The sequence below is a fragment of the Williamsia sp. D3 genome (assembly GCF_000506245.1).
Taxonomy (GTDB): Bacteria; Actinomycetota; Actinomycetes; order Mycobacteriales; family Mycobacteriaceae; genus Williamsia; species Williamsia muralis.
Genome location: NZ_AYTE01000031.1, coordinates 443,112 through 464,561 on the forward strand (window position 1 = coordinate 443,112; position 21,450 = coordinate 464,561).

General features: G+C 63.3%; 16 protein-coding genes and 3 pseudogenes. 6 read left to right on the forward strand and 13 right to left on the reverse strand.

Annotated features, from left to right (window positions below; all coding sequences use genetic code 11):
- Positions 1-1,493: pseudogene (locus W823_RS50045) on the reverse strand (mannitol dehydrogenase family protein).
- Positions 1,490-2,539 carry an NAD(P)-dependent alcohol dehydrogenase gene (locus tag W823_RS50050; protein WP_235189617.1) on the reverse strand — a complete coding sequence of 350 codons (1,050 nt, stop codon included), beginning with the start codon at positions 2,537-2,539 and terminating at the stop codon, positions 1,490-1,492. The pseudogene W823_RS50045 and the gene W823_RS50050 overlap by 4 nt, the downstream one beginning before the upstream one ends.
- 109 nt (positions 2,540-2,648) lie before the next feature.
- On the opposite strand from W823_RS50050, the gene W823_RS50055 reads away from it, so the two are divergent.
- The 5 genes and pseudogenes from W823_RS50055 to W823_RS50075 all read left to right on the forward strand — a co-directional run bounded on the left by W823_RS50055 (position 2,649) and on the right by W823_RS50075 (position 8,034).
- Positions 2,649-3,641, forward strand: coding sequence for a sugar-binding transcriptional regulator (locus W823_RS50055; protein ID WP_023961024.1), 993 nt, complete (start codon positions 2,649-2,651; stop codon positions 3,639-3,641).
- Entirely contained in the window at positions 3,641-5,020 is a 1,380-nt protein-coding gene (locus tag W823_RS50060) for a sugar ABC transporter substrate-binding protein (protein ID WP_023961026.1), read from the forward strand. The genes W823_RS50055 and W823_RS50060 overlap by 1 nt, the downstream gene beginning before the upstream one ends.
- A 4-nt stretch (positions 5,021-5,024) precedes the next feature.
- On the forward strand, positions 5,025-5,990 hold the full coding sequence (locus W823_RS50065; protein WP_023961028.1) for a carbohydrate ABC transporter permease: 966 nt from the start codon (positions 5,025-5,027) through the stop codon (positions 5,988-5,990).
- A complete protein-coding gene (locus W823_RS50070; protein ID WP_023961030.1) occupies positions 5,990-6,865 on the forward strand; it encodes a carbohydrate ABC transporter permease in 876 nt (291 codons plus the stop codon). The genes W823_RS50065 and W823_RS50070 overlap by 1 nt, the downstream gene beginning before the upstream one ends.
- A gap of 60 nt (positions 6,866-6,925) precedes the next feature.
- Positions 6,926-8,034, forward strand: a pseudogene (locus W823_RS50075) (ABC transporter ATP-binding protein).
- 17 nt (positions 8,035-8,051) lie between these two features.
- On the opposite strand, the gene W823_RS56790 reads toward W823_RS50075, so the two are convergent.
- The 9 genes and pseudogenes from W823_RS56790 to W823_RS50105 all read right to left on the reverse strand — a co-directional run bounded on the left by W823_RS56790 (position 8,052) and on the right by W823_RS50105 (position 17,370).
- On the reverse strand, positions 8,052-8,888 hold the full coding sequence (locus W823_RS56790; RefSeq protein ID WP_023961031.1) for a hypothetical protein: 837 nt from the start codon (positions 8,886-8,888) through the stop codon (positions 8,052-8,054).
- Between the two features lie 73 nt (positions 8,889-8,961).
- Positions 8,962-10,116, reverse strand: a complete 1,155-nt coding sequence (locus tag W823_RS50080) for an MlaD family protein (RefSeq protein WP_369792654.1) — start codon at positions 10,114-10,116, stop codon at positions 8,962-8,964.
- Between the two features lie 10 nt (positions 10,117-10,126).
- Positions 10,127-11,242 (reverse strand): MlaD family protein, encoded by a 1,116-nt coding sequence (locus W823_RS50085; protein ID WP_023961033.1) that lies wholly within the window; start codon positions 11,240-11,242, stop codon positions 10,127-10,129.
- The gene (locus W823_RS0130220; protein ID WP_031332982.1) at positions 11,239-12,366 is read right to left on the reverse strand and encodes an MCE family protein; all 1,128 of its coding nucleotides are present in this window, start codon (positions 12,364-12,366) and stop codon (positions 11,239-11,241) included. The genes W823_RS50085 and W823_RS0130220 overlap by 4 nt, the downstream gene beginning before the upstream one ends.
- Positions 12,360-13,341: pseudogene (locus W823_RS57450) on the reverse strand (MCE family protein). The gene W823_RS0130220 and the pseudogene W823_RS57450 overlap by 7 nt, the downstream one beginning before the upstream one ends.
- 32 nt (positions 13,342-13,373) lie before the next feature.
- Entirely contained in the window at positions 13,374-14,393 is a 1,020-nt protein-coding gene (locus tag W823_RS50090) for an MCE family protein (protein WP_023961035.1), read from the reverse strand.
- The gene (locus tag W823_RS50095; RefSeq protein WP_023961036.1) at positions 14,393-15,694 is read right to left on the reverse strand and encodes an MlaD family protein; all 1,302 of its coding nucleotides are present in this window, start codon (positions 15,692-15,694) and stop codon (positions 14,393-14,395) included. Before W823_RS50095 ends, W823_RS50090 begins: the two co-directional genes overlap by 1 nt.
- A gap of 3 nt (positions 15,695-15,697) precedes the next feature.
- Positions 15,698-16,564, reverse strand: coding sequence for an ABC transporter permease (locus W823_RS50100; protein WP_023961037.1), 867 nt, complete (start codon positions 16,562-16,564; stop codon positions 15,698-15,700).
- A complete protein-coding gene (locus W823_RS50105) occupies positions 16,564-17,370 on the reverse strand; it encodes an ABC transporter permease (protein ID WP_023961038.1) in 807 nt (268 codons plus the stop codon). The genes W823_RS50100 and W823_RS50105 overlap by 1 nt, the downstream gene beginning before the upstream one ends.
- Before the next feature lie 386 nt (positions 17,371-17,756).
- Here W823_RS50105 and treZ point away from each other — a divergent pair, with 386 nt between their 5' ends.
- Positions 17,757-19,502 carry a malto-oligosyltrehalose trehalohydrolase gene (gene treZ, locus W823_RS50110; protein WP_031332984.1) on the forward strand — a complete coding sequence of 582 codons (1,746 nt, stop codon included), beginning with the start codon at positions 17,757-17,759 and terminating at the stop codon, positions 19,500-19,502.
- A 35-nt stretch (positions 19,503-19,537) separates the two neighbouring features.
- On the opposite strand, the gene ilvA is transcribed toward treZ, so the two are convergent.
- Positions 19,538-20,911, reverse strand: coding sequence for a threonine ammonia-lyase IlvA (gene ilvA / locus W823_RS50115; RefSeq protein ID WP_081729859.1), 1,374 nt, complete (start codon positions 20,909-20,911; stop codon positions 19,538-19,540).
- Positions 20,912-20,934: 23 nt separating this feature from the next.
- On the reverse strand, positions 20,935-21,372 hold the full coding sequence (locus W823_RS50120; protein ID WP_023961041.1) for a nitroreductase family deazaflavin-dependent oxidoreductase: 438 nt from the start codon (positions 21,370-21,372) through the stop codon (positions 20,935-20,937).
- Positions 21,373-21,450 lie beyond the last annotated feature (78 nt).

Below are 21,450 nucleotides of genomic sequence, written 5' to 3' on the forward strand. Positions count from 1 at the left end.
TCAGACTCCTCGGGGGTCGTTGTTCTCCACCAGCAGTTGCTGCAACGTCTCTCGAGCGCCATTGCGGCGCAACGACTCCAACGTCCACAGGTAGGGGCGCACAAATCGGTTCTCGTCGGCGAGGTCACCGAACAGCTCACGATTCTGCACAAACGCCAACGGCTCGTTGCGGCTCCGGACCGCTAGAGGGACCAACGAATCCGCGAGCGGGTCGACCACGTCGATCGGCTCGCCTGCTTCGTCCACCCCTTCCGCGTACCGGGTCCAGCTGGCCACCACCGCCGCAGCCAACACCACGTCCCCGCCGGCCTCGAGTTGCTGACGGATGACGGGCAACAACCACTTCGGTATCCGGTCCGACGAGTATTGGCAGAGCCGCGCGATGGTGTCGGCGATCGACGGGTTGCAGAACCTCTCGATCAGCGTCTCGATGTAGGCGTCGACATCCACACCGGGCAAGGGCAACAGCGTGTGCCGAGCCTCGTTGTTCATGTAGCCCAGCAGGAGACGTCGGATCAACGGATCCTGCGCTGCGTCGTGCACAAGCCGGTAGCCCATCAGATGGCCGAAGTAACACAGGGTCTGGTGGCCCGCGTTGAGCAGCCGGAGCTTCATCAGCTCGTACGGTCCCACGTCGGAGACCACCTGCACACCGACCGACTCGAGTCGAGGACGCCGGCCGAGAACGAGTCCTCGAGAACCCACTGGGTGAAAGGTTCGGCCACCACGGGCCATCGGTCCGTGATGCCGGTGCGCGCCTGCACCTCATCGCCGAGTTCGGGTGGCGTTGCCGGGGTGATCCGGTCGACCATCGAATTCGGGAAAGCTGTGTTGTCGCTGATCCATTCGGCCAGACCGGGGTCCTTGCTGCACGCAAAGGCCGTGAAGGTCTTGCGTGCGATGTCCCCGTTGCCCTCGATGTTGTCGCACGACATCACCGTGAACGAGGGGTGCCCGGCGTCGCGACGTCGACCGAGGGCCTCGACGACGAGGCCGAACGTCGTCGACGGAACAGCACCCGGCTGGAGATCGGCCTGGATCGCCGGATTGGTCAGATCGAATTCCCCTGTCGCGGACGAGAAGTTGTACCCGCCCTCGGTGATGGTGAGCGATACGATTCGGGTGGCTGGGTCGGCGAGCTTGTCGATCACCGCTGCCGGGTCGTCGGGTGCGAACAGATACTCGGCGATGGAGCCGACAATCGAGGTCTGCATCGTCCCGTCGGGATGCTTGAGAGTCAACGTGTAGAGCCCATCTTGGGGTACCAGCGCATCTCGCATGTGCACATCGCCCGGTAGCACTCCTACGCCGCAGATCGCCCAATCCCGCGAGGCCGGATCCGAGGTGAGTAACGCGTCGACGTACATGGCCTGATGAGCACGATGAAACCCGCCGACACCGAAATGCACGATGCCGCAGCTCAGTTGGGTTCGGTCGTACTCGGGTTTCGGCACCGCGACGAGATCGGCCAGACTTGCGTTGTCCAGTTTCACGATGCCCCCGCCCCTGCCGATCCACCGAGCCTGCCCGGGTAGACAACAGCTTTGATACTCCCCGGTTGCCGGTCGGCATCCAGGGCTTCGGCCACCTCGGACAAGCCGAAGCGCCCGGTGACCATCGAGTCGAGATCTACTTTGCCCGACGTGACCAACTCGCGCGCGATCGGCCAGGTGTTGGCGTACCGGAACACCCCTGTCACAACGAGTTCCCGATTCTGGACAAGCGAGATGGGAAACGCCATCGTCGAGTTCGCACTCATGCCCACCAGGACCACGCGGCCACCGGGTCGGACGGCGGCGATGCCGGATGAGATCGCCGATTCCGCACCCGATGCGTCGATGAAGGAGTCGACGCCGATCGTGGTGTCCAGCTCATCCGGGGTGAGAACGTCCGTTGCCCCGAATCCGGCCGCGACCGCCAGTCGCGTGCGGTTCACGTCGGTCACCACGATGCGGGTGGCACCCGCCGCCCGCGCCACCTGGACACAGAGCAGACCGACGGGACCCGCACCGGTGATCAAAACGCCGTCACCGATCCCGACCTCCGCCTTGCGGCAAGCAGCGATCGCCACCGACAGTGGTTCGAACAACGCGGCCGCCTCATCGCTCACCGAGTCGGGCACAGGGTGGGCAAAGGCCGACCCGATGGTCACGAACTCGGTAAGTGCACCGTCCACCGGTGGAGTTGCGTAGAAACGCATGTGCGGAGACAGGTTGTACTGCCCGCGTCGCGTCGGCTCGTCGTCGGGGTCCGGTCGTTGGGGTTCGATGGACACCCGCTCCCCGATCCGCGACTCCGGCACTCCGCTGCCGACCGCCACGATCCGCCCGGCGGCTTCATGTCCCAGCACCAACGGCGACGACACGACGAAGTCACCGATCCGTCCATGTCGGTAGTAGTGGGTGTCGGATCCGCACACCCCTACCGCGCTTACCTGGACCAACACGTCGCCGGGGTCGGGCGACGGGACCTCTCGCTGCTCGATGGTCAGGCTGCCGGGTGCGGTCAGGACGCTCGCGGTCATGGTGGCTGGAGTCATTCGCCGGTCCTCTGTGGGTGTTGCGTGGGTCACATTCAGGATGTTAGCTTACTGAGCATATGCACGACCAGTGAGCATTTGCTCACACACACCTCGATGAGGAGGGCGCGTGAACGCGTCACCGCTGGAGCCCACCGCCGACACCGGGCAAGACCTGCGCCTACTTGTTCGTGCGGCCACGATGTACCACCTCGAAGGGCTCACCCAGGCGGAGGTCGCCGCGCGGTTGGGCCTCTCCCGCCCCACCGCCGGCCGGCTCATCGCCAGGGCGCGTGCCCAGGGCCTGGTGCGTGTGGTCATCGACGCACCCCCGCACATGGCCGGCTCCATCCACACCGACGAGGAGCGCGAACTCGAGACTGCGTTCGGACTCAAAGAAGCCCTGATCATCGACCAGCTCGCCGACGGGACGCAGACCGGCGACTCCGCGCTCGGAAGGGCTGGAGCATCGGTTCTCATCCGGAGACTCGACCCGAACAGCACACTCGGCTTCACATGGGGGCCGGAAACGGTCGCCGTGGCCGACTCGATCACTCCCCGCTCTGCCAGCTGCCGGCGGGTGGTGCAGATGGACGGCTCCATGACGTCTGTCGAGTACCACACCGGCGTTGATCACGCACTGTCCCGATTCGCCGAACGCCTGGGCGCACAACCACTTCGACTTGTCGCCCCGCTCTACGCCGATCCCGACACCGTGAAGGCGCTGCAGCGGGACTCCATCCTGTCGCAGTCGTTCAAAGCCGCCGAAGAAGCCGATGTGATGGTGTTCGGTGTCGGGTCGGTCACCACGTCCACCACCCTCTTCGAAGGGGCGTACATCGACGCCGCCATCCTCGACGAATTGACCGGACTCGGGGCGGTCGGCGAGATCGGCGGGCGGTTCTACGACAAGGACGGGGTCACGGTCGAATCGTCGCTCGTCGACCGCACGGTCTCCGTTCCACTCGAGGCCGTCCGTTCCTGCCCCACCACCATGCTCATCTCCGGTGGAACCCACCGCCGGGAGTCGATCCTGGGTGCCCTCCGAGGTGGCCTCGCCACCACACTGATCACCGATCTGGGCACTGCGCACTGGCTCATCACGCAAGAGAAAGGTCAATGATGACTGACTCGACGAAGCCGAGAAGACGGGCTAGATGGCGCAAGGCCCTTGCGCCCCTTGCCCTCGCGGGAACCGTTGCGCTGACGGCCTCCGCCTGCAGTGGCGCCGGATCCTTCACGGACGGCGGCGGTGAGGCAGTCACCATCGCGTTGGTCTCCAACTCTCAGATGCAAGATGCGATCGCATTGTCTCCCCAGTTCGAGAAGGAGAACCCCGGCGTCAAGCTCAAGTTCGTCACGTTGTCCGAGAACGAGGCACGCGCCAAGATCACCGCCTCGGTGGCAACCGGCGGCGGCGAGTTCGACGTGGTGATGATCAGCAACTACGAGACGGCGACCTGGGCCGAGAACGGGTGGCTCGTCAATCTCACCCCGTACATGGTCTCCAGCCCCGGCTACGACCAGGACGACTTCATCCCAACCCTCCGCGAGGCACTGTCCTACGAGGGCAACATGTACTCGGCACCGTTCTACGGTGAGTCCTCGTTCCTCATGTACAACAAGCAGATGCTCGCCGACGCGGGCATCAACATGCCCGCGGAGCCGACGTGGCCCCAGGTCCAGGAGGCCGCCAAGACCCTGAACAGGGGCGAGGTGTCGGGTATCTGCCTGCGCGGCAAGCCGGGATGGGGTGAGACCCTGGCACCGCTGGACACCGTGATCAACGCCTTCGGTGGACGCTGGTTCGACGAGGACTGGAATGCTCAGCTCGACAGTCCGCAGGTCAGAGAAGCAGTCGAGTTCTATGTCGACACCGTCCGTCAATATGGCGAACCCGGTGCTGCCTCAACAGGTTTCCAGGAATGCGCCAACTTGATGTCGCAGGGCCAGGTTGCGATGTGGTACGACGCGACCTCAGCGGTCTCGGTGCTCGAGAGCCCGGACGACAGCAATATCGCGGGCAATGTCGGGTACGCCATGGCTCCCAGCATGGCCAAGGGCGGCAACGGCTGGCTGTACGCCTGGTCGCTCGGTATCCCCGAGAGCAGCAAGAAGAAGGACGACGCCTGGAAGTTCATCGAATGGATGACCAGCAAGGACTACATCAAGATGGTGGCCGAGCAGCTCGGCGCGGCCAGCGTCCCGCCCGGCAGCCGGCTCTCCACCTATGAGCTGCCGGCGTACAAGGAGATCTCGGGCGCCTTCGCCGAGCCGACCCTCAAATCGATGCAGGCCGCCGATCAGAACAAACCGACAGTGGACCCCGTGCCCTACACCGGAATCCAGTTCCTCGCCATCCCCGAGTTCCAGGACTTCGGCACCCGGGTGAGCCAGCAGATCAGCGCGGCAATCGCCGGACAGATCTCTGTCGACGAAGCGCTCGAACAGTCCCAGAAGTACGCCGAGGTAGTCGGCGAGTCCTACAAGAAGGAGCAGTGAGGACATGGCCACCGCACTCGCAGAGCGAGGCACCGAGCCCGATCCGGGTTCCGCGCCGCCGCCGATAACGTCCAAACGGGACAGGATCTCGCGCGCCGAGGGATGGCGACGACGGGGGCCGCTGCTACCGGCGTTGATTTTCATGATCATCGTCACGCAGATCCCCTTCATCGTGACGCTGTACTACTCCACCCAGTCATGGAACCTGGTGCGCCCCGGGTCTCGGGAGTTCAACTGGCTCAACAACTATGTCGATGTATTCACCGACAGCCAGTTCCGGACGGTGGCACTCAACACGGTGATCCTCATCGTCGGGACCGTTGTCATCTCGGTTCTGCTCGGGTTGTTCTTCGCCATCCTCCTCGACCGCAAGTTCATCGGACGCAGCATTGTCCGCACATTGCTGATCACCCCGTTCCTGGTCACCCCGGTGGCCGCCGCCCTCCTGTGGAAGACGAGCCTGCTCTCCCCCACCAACGGACTGGTCAACTGGGCCCTGAGCCCATTCGGTCTCGGCGACGTCGACTGGCTCAGCGAGTTCCCGCTCGCCAGCGTGATGGCCGAACTGGTCTGGCAGTGGACACCTTTCATGATGTTGCTGATCCTCGCCGGCCTGCAGTCGATGCCGAAGGACATCCAAGAAGCCGCCCGCGTCGACGGCGCCACCAGCTTTCGGCTGTTCCGGGAACTGACGCTGCCTCACCTGCGCAGGTTCATCGAACTGGGATCTGTCCTCGGAGCCATCTACCTGGTCAACACCTTCGACGCCGTGTACATGATGACCTCAGGAGGTCCGGGTGTCGCCAGTTCGAACTTGCCCTTCTACATCTACCAACGCGCGTTCCTCGGTTTCGATGTCGGACAGGCGGCCGCGATGGGCGTGGTCACCGTGGTCGCGACCATCATCCTGTCGAGCCTGGCCCTTCGCCTGATCTTCAAGAGTTTCAGCGGGAAAGAGGAGGCAGCCTGATGTCCACCGCAGTGAACAACACACCGGCACAAGCACATACCGACATCAAGGACATCAAGAAGCGGCGCAACCGAGGCGGGAGCCTGCTGACCGCCTTCACCTGGATCATCGCCATCGGGTTCTTCTTCCCGGTCGCCTGGATGGTGCTCACGGCGTTCAAGCAGGAGAGCGATGCGGCGACCAATCCCCCGACCTTCTTCTTCACCCCGACGCTCGACCAATTCAAGGCGGTCTTCGACGCGGGCGTCGGGACCGCGCTGCTGAACTCACTGTTCGTGACGACGGTGTCGACGATCATCGTTCTGCTGCTGGGCATCCCGGCCGCGTTTGCACTCTCGCTGCGTCCGGTGAAGAAGACTAGCGATGCCCTGTTCTTCTTCATCAGCACCAAGATGCTCCCCGTGGTCGCCGTCATCATCCCCCTGTACGTCATCGTGGGCCAGATCGGGATGCTCGACAACGTCTGGACACTCATCGTCCTGTACACCTCGATGAACCTGCCGATCGCGGTGTGGATGATGCGATCGTTTTTCCTCGAGGTACCCAGCGAACTGCTGGAGGCCGCCGAGATCGACGGCGCCAGTCTCTGGACGTCGGTTCGCGAGGTGATCCTTCCGCTGATCTCCCCTGGAATCGCGGCCACCGCACTTATCTGCGTCATCTTCTCGTGGAACGAGTTCTTCTTCGCGGTGAACATGACGGCCGTGAACGCCCAGACGATGCCGGTGGCCCTCACCGGGTTCATGTCAGGGCAGGGGCTCTTCTGGGCCCAGCTGTCCGCCGCCTCGGTGATAGCCGCTCTGCCGGTGGTCATCTGCGGCTGGATCGCTCAGAACAAACTCGTCCGCGGCCTCTCCTTCGGAGCCATCAAGTGAGCTTCGGCAGAGCACATCAGTCGGGCTCCGCCCGGGCCATCAAATAAACAGGAGCACACAATGGCAACCATCAGCTACGAAAACGCCTGCTGCGTCTACCCGGGCGCCGATTCACTGGCCGTCGACTCACTCAACCTCGACATCGAAGACGGCGAGTTCGTTGTTCTCGTCGGCCCCTCGGGTTCAGGTAAGTCGACCGCCCTGCGCATGCTCGCCGGTCTTGAGGAGATCGACAGCGGAGCAATCAAGATCGGCGGCAACAACATGGTCGGCGTCGCCCCCAAGGACCGTGACATCGCCATGGTCTTCCAGAACTATGCGCTCTACCCGAACAAGACGGTCGGCGAGAACATGGGCTTCGCGCTGAAGATGCGCGGTGTCGGGCTCGAGGAACGCAAGCGCAAGGTCGCCGAGGCGGCCAAGGTCCTCGACCTCACCGACTACCTCGACCGCAAGCCGGGCAAGTTGTCCGGCGGCCAGCGCCAGCGGGTGGCGATGGGCCGGGCCATCGTCCGCGAACCGCAGGTGTTCTGCATGGACGAACCACTGTCGAACCTCGACGCGAAGTTGCGAGTTCAGACCCGCACCCAGATCGCTGCGTTGCAGCGACGACTCGGCACCACCACCGTCTACGTCACCCACGACCAGGTGGAGGCCATGACCATGGGTGACCGCGTTGCGGTACTCAAAAACGGTGTGCTGCAGCAGTTCAGCACACGACCGAGCTCTACGACCGACCGAAGAACGCATTTGTCGCCGGCTTCATCGGGTCGCCCGCGATGAACCTGTTCACCGCGCCGGTACGCGACGGTGCAGTGACCGTCGCCGGGTCCAGGATCGACCTCGACGCGGACTCGACCACGTTGATCGAGAAGTCCGGTCTGCAGGAGGTCACCGTGGGCATCCGACCCGAAGAACTCTCCCTCGGCGACGGTGGCGACGGACTCGGTGTGACGGTGGCGCTCATGGAAGAACTGGGCAGCGAGACGTACGTGTACGCCACGCTCGACGACCCGCATGTCAGGAGTCTCGAGGGCGGGCCGCTGACACTGGTGGCACGATCAGGTCAGCGGTCACCCGCGAAGTTGGGCGAAGCAGTCCGGCTGCGGCAGAACAGCGGAAAGGTGCACCTGTTCCATCCCGAGACCGGCGAGCGGATCAGCCTTTAGCGCTGGACGATCAGCGGTCAGCCGGCGGGCGCCGGGGTCACCGGCGCCGGCTCCACCGGTGCATTCGGCACGACCGAAGCGTTCGGATCCACGGGGGCATTCGGATCGACCGGTGCTCCTGAATCTGCCGATCCCGCACCTGAGCTGGACGGACCCGGATCCATCTGGGACACCAGCCATTTACCGTCGTGCTTCTCCAACGTCAGACGGAACATGCCGACGTTGGTCACGGGTGTGGTGGCAACGCTGCTGGTTCCGGTGATCTCGGCGATGATCAATGTGGTCGCCGAATCCTCTTCGGCCGACACCACACCCGACGACCAGATCGACGGCGTGATCTTCAACTGCATCTGCGTGATGTCGGCCTGGGTCTTTTCCCGCTCCTTGAGCAGGTTGTCCCTGAACTGACCGGTGGTCAGCGGTGACATCGTGTCGACGTACTCGCCCGCGGTGGTGGTGTTCATGGAGTTGAGCAACTGGGTGACGAAGTAGTCGGAGGCCTGTTTGGCATCTTCGGCCGCAGTGATCTTGTCCTGGTCGGATTTCCACTTCAACCCGAAGAACACCGTCACCGCGATCAGTGCGATCAGCAACGCTCCGGCTGCCACCTTGCCGATTGCCGAGACACTGATGGTTATCTGTTTGGCCTGCTTGGTGTCCGCTCCGGTCGACGCTGCGGCGGAGGCGGCAGAACTCTTCGCGGACGACGACGTGGCCGATCCCGATGTTCCGGAGGTGGACTCGGCGACAACCGGCTTCGCCCGCCGGGACTTGCCCGATGGAACCTTCTTCACCGACGGTTTGTCGGCGTCATCGCCGTCGCCGGTGGGCGCTGATACATCTTTGTCTGCCATAACGGCGTTTCTACCTCACAACAGGTTTCGAGAACGGTTGACGGCATCTGCCGGACCGTGAAGCGGTTGGCTGTCAGCCCAGCGGCGCGGTGCGCGCGTTGGGGTCCATATTGGGCGGAGGGCCGGCGGTGTCGTCGCCCGGCGGCCGTGGTGCGTTCGCGGCTCCCCTGATCTGCTGCGTCGGATCTTCGGTGACACAGTACATATTCACCGGAACCGAGCTCTCCAGGATCTGGGTGGGCCGCTGCGGCATCGTCGGGTACTCGCAGTACGGACGCGGATAGATCGAGCCGAACGCCCACCACGCTCCGTCGTGGAACATCGCCTGCGCGGTGGTGGCACCATCACGGATCGACGGGAGCAGGTTCACCATCGCGGGAGCACGGAGCGCACCTTGCTGGGCGATGTCGAGGAACTGTTTCAGGACATCGGTCAGCGGGTCCTGCAGTTGATTGAGCGAGCCCGCCAGGGTGGTCAGCCGCGCCGGCCCGCTACCGAGGAACGTACGCAGTTCCTCGTCAGAGGCCACGAGAGCGTCGATCAATCCGCTCATCCCGCCGGTGAGCCGGCCGAGATCAGGCTGAACGTCTGCTGTCGTCTCCAGGATGGTGCCGGTGTTCTGGATCAGCGTCACCGTCTCGGGCAGCACTCGGTAAAGGTCGGCGAAGATCACACCACCGCTGTTGAACAAGGCGCGGAGCTGATTCTTACCACCGGCGTCGAGTGCGATGTCGAGTTCGTCGATCGTGGTCTGCAATTTGACCGGATCGATCTGCTTGACCACTCCGACCGTCGACTCGAGCAATTTCGGGAACGCAACCGTCGACGAGGTCTGGACCGACGAGATCTTGTCGCCGTTCGAGAAGTACGGGCCGTCCGAGGTGGGTGGCTGAAAGTCGACGTACTGCTCACCGACCGCGGAGAGTCCGAGAGCCTTGACCTCGGAATCGGTGTTGATCTGATACTTACTGTCGATCGTGACCTTGACCTCGACAGACGCCGGGGTGACCCGAACGGTGTCCACCTCACCGATCCGCGAGCCCCGGAGCGTGACCTCGGAAGTCTCCTGGACACCGCCGGAGTTCGCGAATTCAACTGTGAGCGAGTAACTGTCGTCGAACGGACGCCAACGGAGGACGCCCAGTGTGAGATAGCCGAACCCGATCAGCATCACCAGGATCAATGCGAGGTTGGACAGCAGGATCCGGTGATTACGGAGGAATGTCATCATCGTCCCCTCACCCACAACATCCGCGGGTTCCGGTGAGCCGGGCGAGGACTCGGGTGAGCGTCTGGTTCAAGCTGTTGACACCCTGATTGAAATCTTCCATCTCCGGTAGCCGGCTACCCGAGTCGAACCCGAATCCTGGTGACAGATACCAGAGCCTGGCACTCACCGTGGCCGCCGTGCCGGGGGTGGCATCAACCCACTTCGGGGTCAGGACACGCAGTTTGTCGGCCAACGGACCGAGTTCTCCGACGGCTTCGCCCAGGGCATCGATGTCCACCAGCAGGTTGTTGGTCATCTCCACCGCATTCTCTGTCTGGGTGTCGAGGAAATCGTTCAGCGCATCGGTGACCGTACTGGTCTTGTCCAGCGTGGTGACCAGGGCCGGGATCTGACCGTTGACCACGTCCAGTGCAGGACCGACCGTGTTGATGGAGGCGACCAGCTGCTCCCGCCCGTTCGACAGGTCCTCGGCGAGTCCGTTGAACGATTCGAGCGCAGTGTCGAACTCGACGGTGTTCTGGGCGAGGCGGCTGATGCCTGTGGTCATGCCTTCGATCAGGCCGGTCAGCTCGGGCGCCTTGCCGCCGAGCGCGTCCGACAACTCGTTGATGATCTCGGTCAGGTTCTTGATGGAGCCACCGTCGACAAATGCGGTCGCGGTGACCAGCAGATCCTCCACGGTTGCCGCCTCGGATGTCTCGCCTGTCAGCTCGTCGCCGGGCGCCATTGTCCCTTGGGTGTCGTCACCTTCCGGTGGCTTCAACGCGACGAACACGTCACCGAGAGGTGTGCCCTGACGGAGTTCGGCCCCGGTGCCCACCGGCAGCTTGATGTCCTTGCGGATCTTCATCGTGACGTCGGCCGCGTAGTTGTTTGCCGAAATCGACTCCACCAGCCCGATGTCGTTGCCGTTGAGCTTCACCTTGGCCTGCGACGGCAGGTTCAACGCGTTGCCGAACGAACCCTTGATCTCGTAACCGTCACCGACCCCTCCCGGCGCCGGCAGCGGGATCTGGTCGATCGTCAAGCCGGGGATGGAGCCGCAACCGGACAGCAACATCGTTGCCGCCAGGCCCGCCACGACTGCCCCCCGGGCCTGCATCACCGATCGTCTGCGTGTCATTTTGTCATCTCCACCAGCGCCGAGAACACACCCAGATCGGGGCCGAAATCTTTCAGTTTGCCAGTCCGGCAGCCGTTTTCCTGCAAGTTGATGGCTTCACAGAAGGTCGACAGCAGCTCGGTGTCGAGCAACGACTTGTCGATCAGCAACTGGGCGCGCCACGCTCTCTGCTCCACGGACACCGAGTTGGCCAGATTGTCGAAAGCCAACGGCGCGACATCGATCGTGTCGACCAGTTGACGCGAGTAATCACTGAGATTGCTGATCAGTGCGGCCAACCGGCCCATCGAACTGTCGACGACATTGACGTTCCCTTCGAGGAAGGTGGCGGTGTTGTTCAATGTCTGGTTCAGCGCCTGCATGGTTGCCTGCAGACCCGGCGACTGGTCACCCAGCATCTGCGAGACCTGGGTGATGGCCGACGAGAACGCCGTCATCTTCGGATAGTTGTCCACCAGGGCCGTGGTCAGAATCGAGATCTTCTTGATCATCTCGACGAGTGCATCTCCGTTGTCGACGCCGACCTGCGCGACCTTGTTGAGTTCTTCCAGCGCAACGGCCATCCGCTCGCCGTTGCCGCCGAAGATCCCCGACGAGATCGTCAACATGTCGCCGAGCGGCCCACTGCCATCCGGGTCCGCCTTGAACTCCTCCACGAGGTTGTCAACGGTGTCGAAGAGCTCCCCGATCTCCACCGGGCTCTTTGCATTGGCCACGGTGTCACCGTCTTCGAGCTTCGCACCTTCGGTGTAGGTGGGCGACAACTCGATGTGACGGGTGGTCACCAACGAGGTGTTGATGATCGCGGCGGTGGCTTCTGCCGGGATGGGTATCGACTTGTCGACGGTGAACTCCACTTTGACCCGGTCACCCTGAGGCGTGATCGACAGGACACGGCCCACGGGCATGCCCAACACATCTACATCGTTGTCGGTGTAAAGACCTGCCACACTGTCGAAGTAGGCGGTCAGCTTGATCGACTCGCCCGCTGCGTGACGCAATTCGGCGGGGATCAGCGTGCATCCGGTACCGAGGAGTGCGGTGGTGATCAGTAGTGCCGTCATCACCACCGAACGGCGTACCGTGCTCGCGGCTCGGCGCGAGACATGCTGTTTGCTCAACATCCGTCGACCACCCTCGCTGCGCAGAGCCAGTTGTCGGGGAAGATGCCCCACGGGAGGTAACCCATTGCGTATGGACGGATCGGTGGTGTTGGCGATCGCCCGGACGGTGAGCGGCAGGACCTCGAGCATGTGACGGAGGTTGTCGCGGTTCTTTTCCATACCCTCGGAGATCGTGTTGAGGTTGGCGATCAAGGGCGCGAATTGATTGTTGTTCTCCGCGCCCATGGCTGACATCTGGTTCGACAGGTCCGCGACGCCATCGAGCATCTTGATCACCAATTGCTGCCTGGTGGCGATCTTCTGAGCCAGCAGCTGGCCCTGACCGACGATCACCGACAGTTGATACTGGCTGCTGTTGACGATCTCGGTGACGGAGTTGGTGTCCTTGATGAGCAGGTTGATCTGATCACTGCGGTTGCTGATCACCCTGGACATCTCGGTCAGGGAATCCAACGTGGTGCGGGTGATCCCCGGCGCGCCGGCCAACTGTTTGTTCAGCGCATCCACACTGTCGCTGAGGCTTTCGGCGTTCACCCCCGACAGGATCGGGGTCCCCCGCTCGATGGTTTCCTGCAGGTCGTACGGCACCTGGGTGCGGGCGATCCTCGAGCCGCTGAGACGTGCCGTCGATTCACCGACCTTGATGTCGACGTAACGCTGACCGAGCAGCGTCGAGAGCTTGATCTCGGCGGAACCGTCGGACATCACCTCGACGTCCTTCTGCACCTCCATGGCGACCGCGACGTGATCACCGGCCAAGGTGGTCTTCGAGACCTCCCCCACGTCGATACCGGCGACGCGGACCTTGTCACCGGGGCGGATACCGCCGGCCTGGGAAAAGTCGGCGGTGTACTCCCGCTTACCGATTCCGGACTCCGAGATCGCGAACGTGGACACCACGATCAGGACCAGCACCACCGACCCGATTGCTCCGAGCCAAAAATATCGATGCTCGGACCAGCTGCGGCGCAACATGTTCGGCTTCACAGCATGTGCCTCCCCGGGGCTCATCGGCACACCACCGAGTGCTGGGTGCCGCCGATCTGGCTGATCAATCCCGGCGGGAAGAGAACACCACCGATTGATACGTCCAGTTCGCAGGCGTAGATGTTCAGGTAGGCGCCCTGTCCCATCACCATGGGAAAGTGCACCAGGAACAGCGGCAGATCGATTGCCAGCTGATCGAGTTTGGACCCGATGCCGATCATGCGGCCGGTTGTGTCCCGCAAGCTCTGCCCGAGTTGCTCGGCATCAGGACGGATCCGGCCGAGCAGCCCACCGAGGCGGCTCGTCGCGTCACCGATGCTGTCGACCGAAGCACCCAGCGACGTCGAGTTGCCGTTCAGCCCCTCGATCAATCCGGCGAGGTTCTTCACCAGTACCTGCATCTGATCGCCCTGCGAGCTGAGGTCTCCCATCACCGCGCTCAGATTGGTGATGAGGGCTCCGATGACCTGATCTCGATTTCCGAAGTCTGAAGCCAGCTTTCCGATCTGCTCGATCGTGTAGCTCAGCGATACCTGGTTGCCCTGGAAGGTCTGCACAAGACTCTCCGACAGCTGGTTGACCTGCTCGGGTTCGAGGGTGTCGAACACCGGCTGGAAGCCCGCGAGCAACGCCGAGACGTCAAACGAATCCTGTGACGGTTCTTCGAGAGTGGACCCCGGCTTGAGCTTCTTCTGTTCTGCGCCTTCGACGAGGTCGAGTCCCAGGTAGCGCTGTCCGATCAGGTTCTGGTAGCGGATCGACGCCTGCGTGTTGGAGAAGATGGTCTGGTCGGTCTGCAGGTCGAACGTCACCTTGGCCCGGTTGCGATCGAGGGCTATGTCCGAGACCCGGCCAACCCGGACCCCGGCCATCCGCACGTCGTCACCGGGGTGCAGGCCCGAGGCGTCGCTGAAATAGGCGGTGTACCCGTTGGTCTGACCCGGCACGGCTCGTTCCAGTGTCGACCAGATCGTGTACGTGAGCAGCAGCGCCAGCACTGCGAACAGGCTGAACCCGATGAGTGGCTTGCGGTAACCCATCAGCCCTCACCGCCGGTGTTCTGCTGTACCCGCACCGACTGGACCAGCGGGCCGAGCATCAGCGTGTCGGCTGCCGAGGGTTCGCGATCGAGTGCAGCGCGCAGCGTCTCGTTGTCGGTGCCCGTTGTGACCGCCTTGGGAAAGGTGGATTCCTCGGTGTTCGTCTCGGTGTCAGCTCCGGCGGGCCGCACCACGAGGGGCCCGGAGTTCGTCGGTCCGGTGCCGGTCCCGGGTCCGGTACATCCCGGTCCCCGGGTGATGCCGTACTCACCGCCGTTGTACACAGGGCAGTTCTGGCGGTTGTACTGCAAGAACGGGCTCAGGCTCACGCCGATGTTCAATTGCGGCTTCCCATTGGTTCCGGTGAAAACGGTCAGGACCTTGCCGGCCAGCTGGTTGAGTGCCCGGATGCCGCCTGGGAGCGCCTCGGAGTCCACGGCGACCGCGCCGGTCATCGTGTTCAGGTTCTGCACGATCTGTATGCCCGAATCACCGTTGCGCGCGAACAACTCCTGGATGCGGTCGATCATCGACTGGGCCGCAGTGAGCGTGCTCGCGAGGTCGCGTTGGCGTTCGATGATCGTGATGGACGGGATCACCGCACGCCCCATGGTGTCGAGTAGCTGAGGTGTCGATTGTTCGATCCCCTGCATGGCCCGGTTGAAGTTGTCGAATCCGGGAGGTGCGCCATCGGGGAACTGGGCATTGATCTGCTGCCAGTACTGGTTGAGCGTGCCCACGAAGGCGGAGAACACGTTTCCACCGCCACGCAGCGCATCGGCGATGGTCCCGAGGACGCGACCGATCTCCTCCGGCGGGACGGCGACGAAGAGCTCGCGTAGATCGTTCTGCACGGTCTGCAGGGCGATGGTCTCCTTGGACTCGTCCGCGGTGATCTTGCTCCCGTTGGACAGGTGCCCCTTGGGATCAGGTGGTGCGATGAGTTCCACCGAGTTGACGCCGAACAGGTTGCTGGGCACCGTTCGTGCCGTCACGTTGGCGGGCACGCCCTGCGCCTGCTCAGGGGCCACCTCGATGAGGACGTCCGAGAGGTCGTTGTTCGCGGTCTCGATCGACTTGACGCTGCCGATGATGACACCGTTGTACCGCACGTCCGCCTGACTCGTGAGACCGTCGCCGACATCGTCGAGAGTGGCCGTCACCTCGAGTTTTTCCTCGAAAGTGCCCTGGTACCTGAGCATGAGGACAAAAAGGATCAGCACGAGCGCCACGACAAATGCGACGCCGCGCAGAAAGTACTGGGTCACAGACGGATTGCGTCCGGTGGTGTCGACGAACATGTGTTACCCCGAAATCCTGATGCCGGGCGACAGGCCCCAGAAAACAAGTGTCAAAAGAAGATTCGCGAAGACCAGCACGATGATCGACAGCCGGATCGCGTGGCCGGCTGCCACCCCCACACCCTCTGGTCCGCCTGATGCGAAGAAACCGTAGTAGCACTGGATGAACGTCGTGAGCAGCACGAACACCACAACCTTCATCACCGAGAACACCATGTCCTTGGACAGGATGAACTGGTAGAAGTACGACAGGTATGCGCCGCGGCCCTGCCCGCTCTGCACTTGGAACATGAGTTGACAGGCCAGGTAGTTCGCGGCCAACGACACCGAGTACAGCGGGATGATGGCGATCACGGCGGCGATCATGCGGGTGGTGACGAGGTACGGCATCGGCCGGATCGCGATGGATTCGAGTGCGTCGATCTCTTCACTGATCCGCATCGAACCCAACTGAGCGGTGAAGCGGCACCCGGATTGTGCGGTGAACGCGACCGCAGCCAGCAGGGGTCCCAATTCGCGGGTGGTCGCGAATGCCGAGATGGCGCCGGTGACCGGCGACATGCCCAGCAGGTTGAGGGCTGTATAGCCCTCGATACCCACGGTTGCACCGCCCATGATGCCGAGCAGGATGATCACGCCGATCGTTCCGCCGCCCACCACGATGGCGCCGTTACCCCAGGTGACGTCGGAGAGCAGGCGCCAAATCTCTTTGCTGTAGTGCTTGAAGGCAATCGGGACCGCACCGACCGACCGGACCAGGAAGGTGACCTGGTGCCCCATCAGCACCAAGGTGTCGCGGGGTGACTGATAGACCTTCTTGCCCCATTCAAGTGGCTTGAGGGCAGGCGGCGTGTACTTGGAGGCAACCATCAGACCACCCTTGCCGGGACGACAATCGCAAAGATCTGGGTGAGGATGACGTTGACCGTGAACAACAGGATCACGGAATTGACCACCGCCGCGTTGACCGAGTTGGCGACACCTGAGGGTCCCCCTTTCGTGGTGAGCCCGCGGTCGCAGGCCACCACGGCGACGATCGCGCCGAAGATCACTGCTTTGGTGATGGCGAACGCGAGGTCGGCCGGGGATGCAAAGGACGCGAAGGTGCCGGTGTAACTACCCGGCGTACCTCCCTGGAAGTAGACGTTGAAGACGTAGCCGGTGACGAAGCCGATGAAGCACACGAATCCGCAGAGCAGGAAACTCACGACCATCGTGGCCAGCAGTCGCGGCGAGATGAGCCGCTGGGTGGGATTGACTCCCATGACCCGCATCGCGTCGATCTCGTCGCGGATGGTTCGCGAGCCCAGGTCGGCGGCAATGGCCGACCCCACCGCGCCGGCAAGCAGAAGAGAGGTGACCAGCGGAGCGCCCTGCCTGATCACGCCGAGACCGGTTGCCGCGCCCGAGAACGAGGTGGCGCCGATCTGGTTGGCGATGTTGCCCACCTGGATGGAGACGATCACACCAACCGGGATAGCAACCAGAAGAGTAGGGATGACGGAGGTGTTGGCCATGAACGCGCATTGGCGGATGAACTCGCCGAATGGGAACCGTCGCTTCACGATGTCGACGAACAGCACCTTGAAGACCTCGAGGAACAGCGTCATCTGCCGCCCGAAGGTCTCGAACGATGCGATCACGTGGCCCCGGAACCAGCGCTTGGCGGGCAGCATTGCACTACGAGCCGAGGCTGTTCGCCTGCTGCGTGACGCCACGGTTTCTGTACTCACACCCTGCCTCAGTGATCCCCGTCATACGCACACCCTGCGTATGAGTTCGCTCATAGTGCCATATAGCTAATCGAAATCGCCGACGAACCAACGTTTCCGACCCGACACGATGTTCTTTCGTCGCACCGCTGTCGTACGCAGCGGCGATCGTGTTCACCACGATCTGAAAGCGCGCGTGCTCACATTAGCCCAAAAGCTCTCGCAGTCCTACCATTGCCGTGATTTGTCGTTAACTTAAGCGGTTCCGGCGGCGATCCGCGCGGTCCACATCATGGACGCGCCGGGCGACCACCTCGGCGGCGCGGATGGATAGCACCTACGGTTTAGAGGTGACCTCTCTACCGGTATGGGCGCCGACGGCGCAGCAGATGCGAGTGACGATCGACGGCGACATCCATTCGATGCGCGAGACCGGGGATGGCTGGTGGGAAAGTCCTGTACCTGCGTCGCCCGGCGCCCGCTACGGCTATCTCATCGACGACAGCACCGACCCACTCCCCGACCCTCGCTCACCGCGACAACCCGATGGCGTCCACGGCCTGTCTCAAGTGCACGAGATCGACCCGGACATCTGGTCCGATTCGGACTGGCAAGGCCGGCCCGTCGCAGGCGCAGTCATCTACGAATTGCACGTCGGCACGTTCACTCCCGACGGCACACTCGATTCTGCGATCGCCAAACTGGACCACCTGGTGGACATCGGCGTGGATTTCGTCGAACTGATGCCGGTCAACACCTTCAACGGCAGCCACAACTGGGGCTACGACGGCGTCGGCTGGTACGCGGTGCAAGAGACCTACGGGGGTCCCGACGCCCTCGCGCGCTTCGTCAATGCCTGCCACCTGCGGGGGCTCGGCGTGATCATCGACGCGGTGTACAACCATCTCGGCCCGTCGGGCAACTACCTCCCCAACTACGGCCCGTATCTCACCGAAGGTGCCACCTCGTGGGGGCAGTCGGTGAACCTCGACGAAGCCGACTCCGACGAGGTCCGCGAGTTCATCCTTGGTTCGGCGCTGCGCTGGCTCGAGGTGTTCCATGTCGACGGACTGCGACTCGACGCCGTGCATGCCCTGGTCGACCGCACCGCGCTGCACCTCCTCGAGGAAATGCAGATGCGTACCGATGCTTTGTCACACCGGGTCGGCAGGCCGCTGTCCTTGATCGCGGAGAGCGACCTGAACGATCCCAAACTCATCACCTCCCGCAATGACGGCGGATATGGCCTCGCCGCCCAGTGGAGTGACGACGGCCACCATGCGATCCACACCACCGTGTCGGGGGAACGACAGGGTTACTACGCCGACTTCGGCAGTCTCGAATGCCTGTCGAAGGTTCTGCGAGAAGGCTTCTTCCACGCCCTCACCTACTCGTCCTTCCGGCGGCGCAGGCACGGAAGGCCGATCAATCATCAACGGGTGGTCACCACTTCGCTGGTGGTCTACACCTGCAATCACGACCAGATCGGTAACCGCGCGATCGGCGACCGGCCCTCGCACTATCTCGACCCGGGCCAGCTGGCGGTCAAGGCAGCACTGGTGCTCACCTCACCCTTCACGCCGATGCTCTTCATGGGTGAGGAGTGGGCAGCCAGCACCCCGTTCCAGTTCTTCACCTCCCACCCCGAACCAGAACTCGGTGAGGCCACTGCGAACGGCCGTAAGGCCGAGTTCGCCGAACACGGGTGGGATGCGGCAGACGTGCCCGATCCCCAGGATCCGGAGACCTTCTCGCGGTCGAAGCTGAACTGGGACGAACTCGCCGAGCAGCCACACGCCGCATTGCTGGGGTTTTATCGCGACCTGATCGCGCTCCGCAAGAGTCAACTCGAGTACTCCGACGACGACTTCGACTCGGTCGCAATCGATTTCGACGAGAGCAACACCTGGTTTGCCATGCATCGTGGAGCACTGTCGACGATCGTGACCCTGACCGAGGCGCCGGCGGAACCACCGTTCTCGGGCACCGTTCTGCTCGCATTCGAGAACGGCGCGTCCGATGGGATCGAACCGGGCAGGAACGTCACGTCACCGACGCTGGCCGGGCACAGTGTGCTGATCATCCGGCGCGACTGACGTCACGCGGCCTCATCTGACTGCCCGGCAGGCGGTCAGGTGAGGTAGCGGTACGCCGGCGAACCCGGTTCGAGCCGTTCGCATTTGAGCCGCGAAGCGTCCATCCGGGCGAGCAGCGGGCCGAGACCTTCCGGCGCACCGAGCTCGACGCCCACGAGCGCGGCTCCGGTCTCACGGTTGTTCCGTTTGACGTACTCGAACAGGGTGACGTCGTCGTCGGGTCCGAGGACTTCGTCGAGGAACCGGCGAAGGGCACCGGGTTCCTGCGGGAAGTCGACCAGGAAGTAGTGCTTGAGGCCACGGTGGACCAGCGACCGTTCGATGATCTCGCCGTAGCGTGACACATCGTTGTTGCCACCGGATAGCAAGCACACCACGGTCCAGCCGGGTTCGATCGGAAGATCGTCGAGTGCTGTCGCTGCCAGCGCGCCTGCGGGCTCGGCGATGATGCCCTCGTTCTGATAGAGCTCGAGCATCGCCGAACAGATCGCACCCTCGTCGACGTGGGTGATGTGTGTGGCCCCGGCGGGCAGTTGCTCGTGTCCTCGATGCACAGTGCCGGACGGTGGCAGATCGGGATGCTGGGCCACCGTTGCGCCGGCCGCCGCCATCACCCGATGACCCAGTGCGCCAATGCGTTTGACAGCCGCACCATCGACAAAAGGGTCGATGTCGGTCAGGGTGACCGGGCCGCCCTCCACAAGAGCGGCCGACATCGACACCGCACCGGTGGGTTCCACCCCGACGATACGGACCTCCGGGCTGTGCGCACGCAGATACGTCACCATGCCTGCGAGCGCCCCACCACCGCCGACCGGTATCACCACCAGGTCGGGGGTGACACCGAGTTGCTCGACGATCTCCTTGGCGATGGTGCCTTGACCTGCCGCCGTACGAGTGTCGTCGAACGCGTGGATCCAGGTCGCGCCGGTCTCCAGCACATCGGCTTGCGCAGCCGCAGCCGCGGCATCGTAGGTGTCCCCGACGGCGATCAGTTCTACGAAATCGCCTCCGTGCCAACGAATCCGGTCACGCTTCTGCTTCGGCGTGTTGGTGGGGACGTAGATCCGGCTGTGGATCTGCATCGTGCGCGCTGCGTAGGCGACGCCCTGGGCGTGGTTGCCCGCGCTCGCCGCCACCACACCGGCTGCACGCTCGGCCTCGGTGAGAAGCGACATCACGTTGTAGGCGCCGCGGATCTTGTACGAACGGACCGACTGCAGATCTTCACGCTTGAGGTAGACCTGTGCGCCCGTGTTCGCGGACAGACGCTCGCTGAGCTGCAGTGGGGTCGCCACCACCACGTTGCCGATTCGCTCCGCCGCCGCCTCGATCGCATCGGCGTCGAGGTCGGGAGCGGTGGCGTGCGGAGTCGGATCAGCGGTGTGTCGTGTGGTCACGGTCCCTATGGTCTCACTGAACTTCCAGTGATTTACTCAGCGGGTTCGAGCACGAACACCGGGATCTGCCGATCGGTGTTGTTCTGGTAGTCGGCGTAGGGCGGGTAGGCCGCCACGGCGCGCTCCCACCATTCGGCCTTCTCGTCGCCGGTGACCTCGCGTGCGATCATGTCTGTGACCACCGGGCCATCGCGCAGCTCTACATGCGGATTGGCCACCACGTTGTAGTACCACACCGGGTTCTTCGGTGCACCACCCAGCGAGGCAACAGCAGCGTACTTGCCCTCGTTTTCCACGCGCATCAGCGGCGACTTCCGGAGCTTGCCGGACTTGCGCCCCACCGACGTCAGGACCACCACCGGCATCCCGTTGAGTTCGGTGCCCTCGGTTCCGCCGGAGGCCTCGATCTTCTCGGCCTGCTCGCGCGCCCAATCGCTGGTACTCGGTTCGTACTCGCCCTGAAGTGGCATCGGCTCTGCTTCTTTCCGCTGAAGTGACGTTCGGTTCGATCAGCTACAACCCCGGGGTCGCCCGAGCCTATTCCGTAC

Excerpts from the sequence above, each read along its gene's own strand:
- W823_RS50120 (WP_023961041.1), bottom strand. The coding sequence starts at position 21,372 with ATGCCACTTCAGGGCGAGTACGAACCGAGTACCAGCGATTGGGCGCGC.
- W823_RS50085 (WP_023961033.1), bottom strand. The coding sequence starts at position 11,242 with ATGACACGCAGACGATCGGTGATGCAGGCCCGGGGGGCAGTCGTGGCG.
- W823_RS0130220 (WP_031332982.1), bottom strand. The coding sequence starts at position 12,366 with ATGTTGAGCAAACAGCATGTCTCGCGCCGAGCCGCGAGCACGGTACGC.
- W823_RS50050 (WP_235189617.1), bottom strand. The coding sequence starts at position 2,539 with ATGACTCCAGCCACCATGACCGCGAGCGTCCTGACCGCACCCGGCAGC.
- W823_RS50080 (WP_369792654.1), bottom strand. The coding sequence starts at position 10,116 with ATGACATTCCTCCGTAATCACCGGATCCTGCTGTCCAACCTCGCATTG.
- W823_RS56790 (WP_023961031.1), bottom strand. The coding sequence starts at position 8,888 with ATGGCAGACAAAGATGTATCAGCGCCCACCGGCGACGGCGATGACGCC.
- W823_RS50105 (WP_023961038.1), bottom strand. The coding sequence starts at position 17,370 with ATGCTGCCCGCCAAGCGCTGGTTCCGGGGCCACGTGATCGCATCGTTC.
- W823_RS50070 (WP_023961030.1), top strand. The coding sequence starts at position 5,990 with ATGTCCACCGCAGTGAACAACACACCGGCACAAGCACATACCGACATC.
- W823_RS50060 (WP_023961026.1), top strand. The coding sequence starts at position 3,641 with ATGACTGACTCGACGAAGCCGAGAAGACGGGCTAGATGGCGCAAGGCC.
- W823_RS50100 (WP_023961037.1), bottom strand. The coding sequence starts at position 16,564 with ATGGTTGCCTCCAAGTACACGCCGCCTGCCCTCAAGCCACTTGAATGG.
- W823_RS50090 (WP_023961035.1), bottom strand. The coding sequence starts at position 14,393 with ATGGGTTACCGCAAGCCACTCATCGGGTTCAGCCTGTTCGCAGTGCTG.
- W823_RS50065 (WP_023961028.1), top strand. The coding sequence starts at position 5,025 with ATGGCCACCGCACTCGCAGAGCGAGGCACCGAGCCCGATCCGGGTTCC.
- W823_RS50095 (WP_023961036.1), bottom strand. The coding sequence starts at position 15,694 with ATGTTCGTCGACACCACCGGACGCAATCCGTCTGTGACCCAGTACTTT.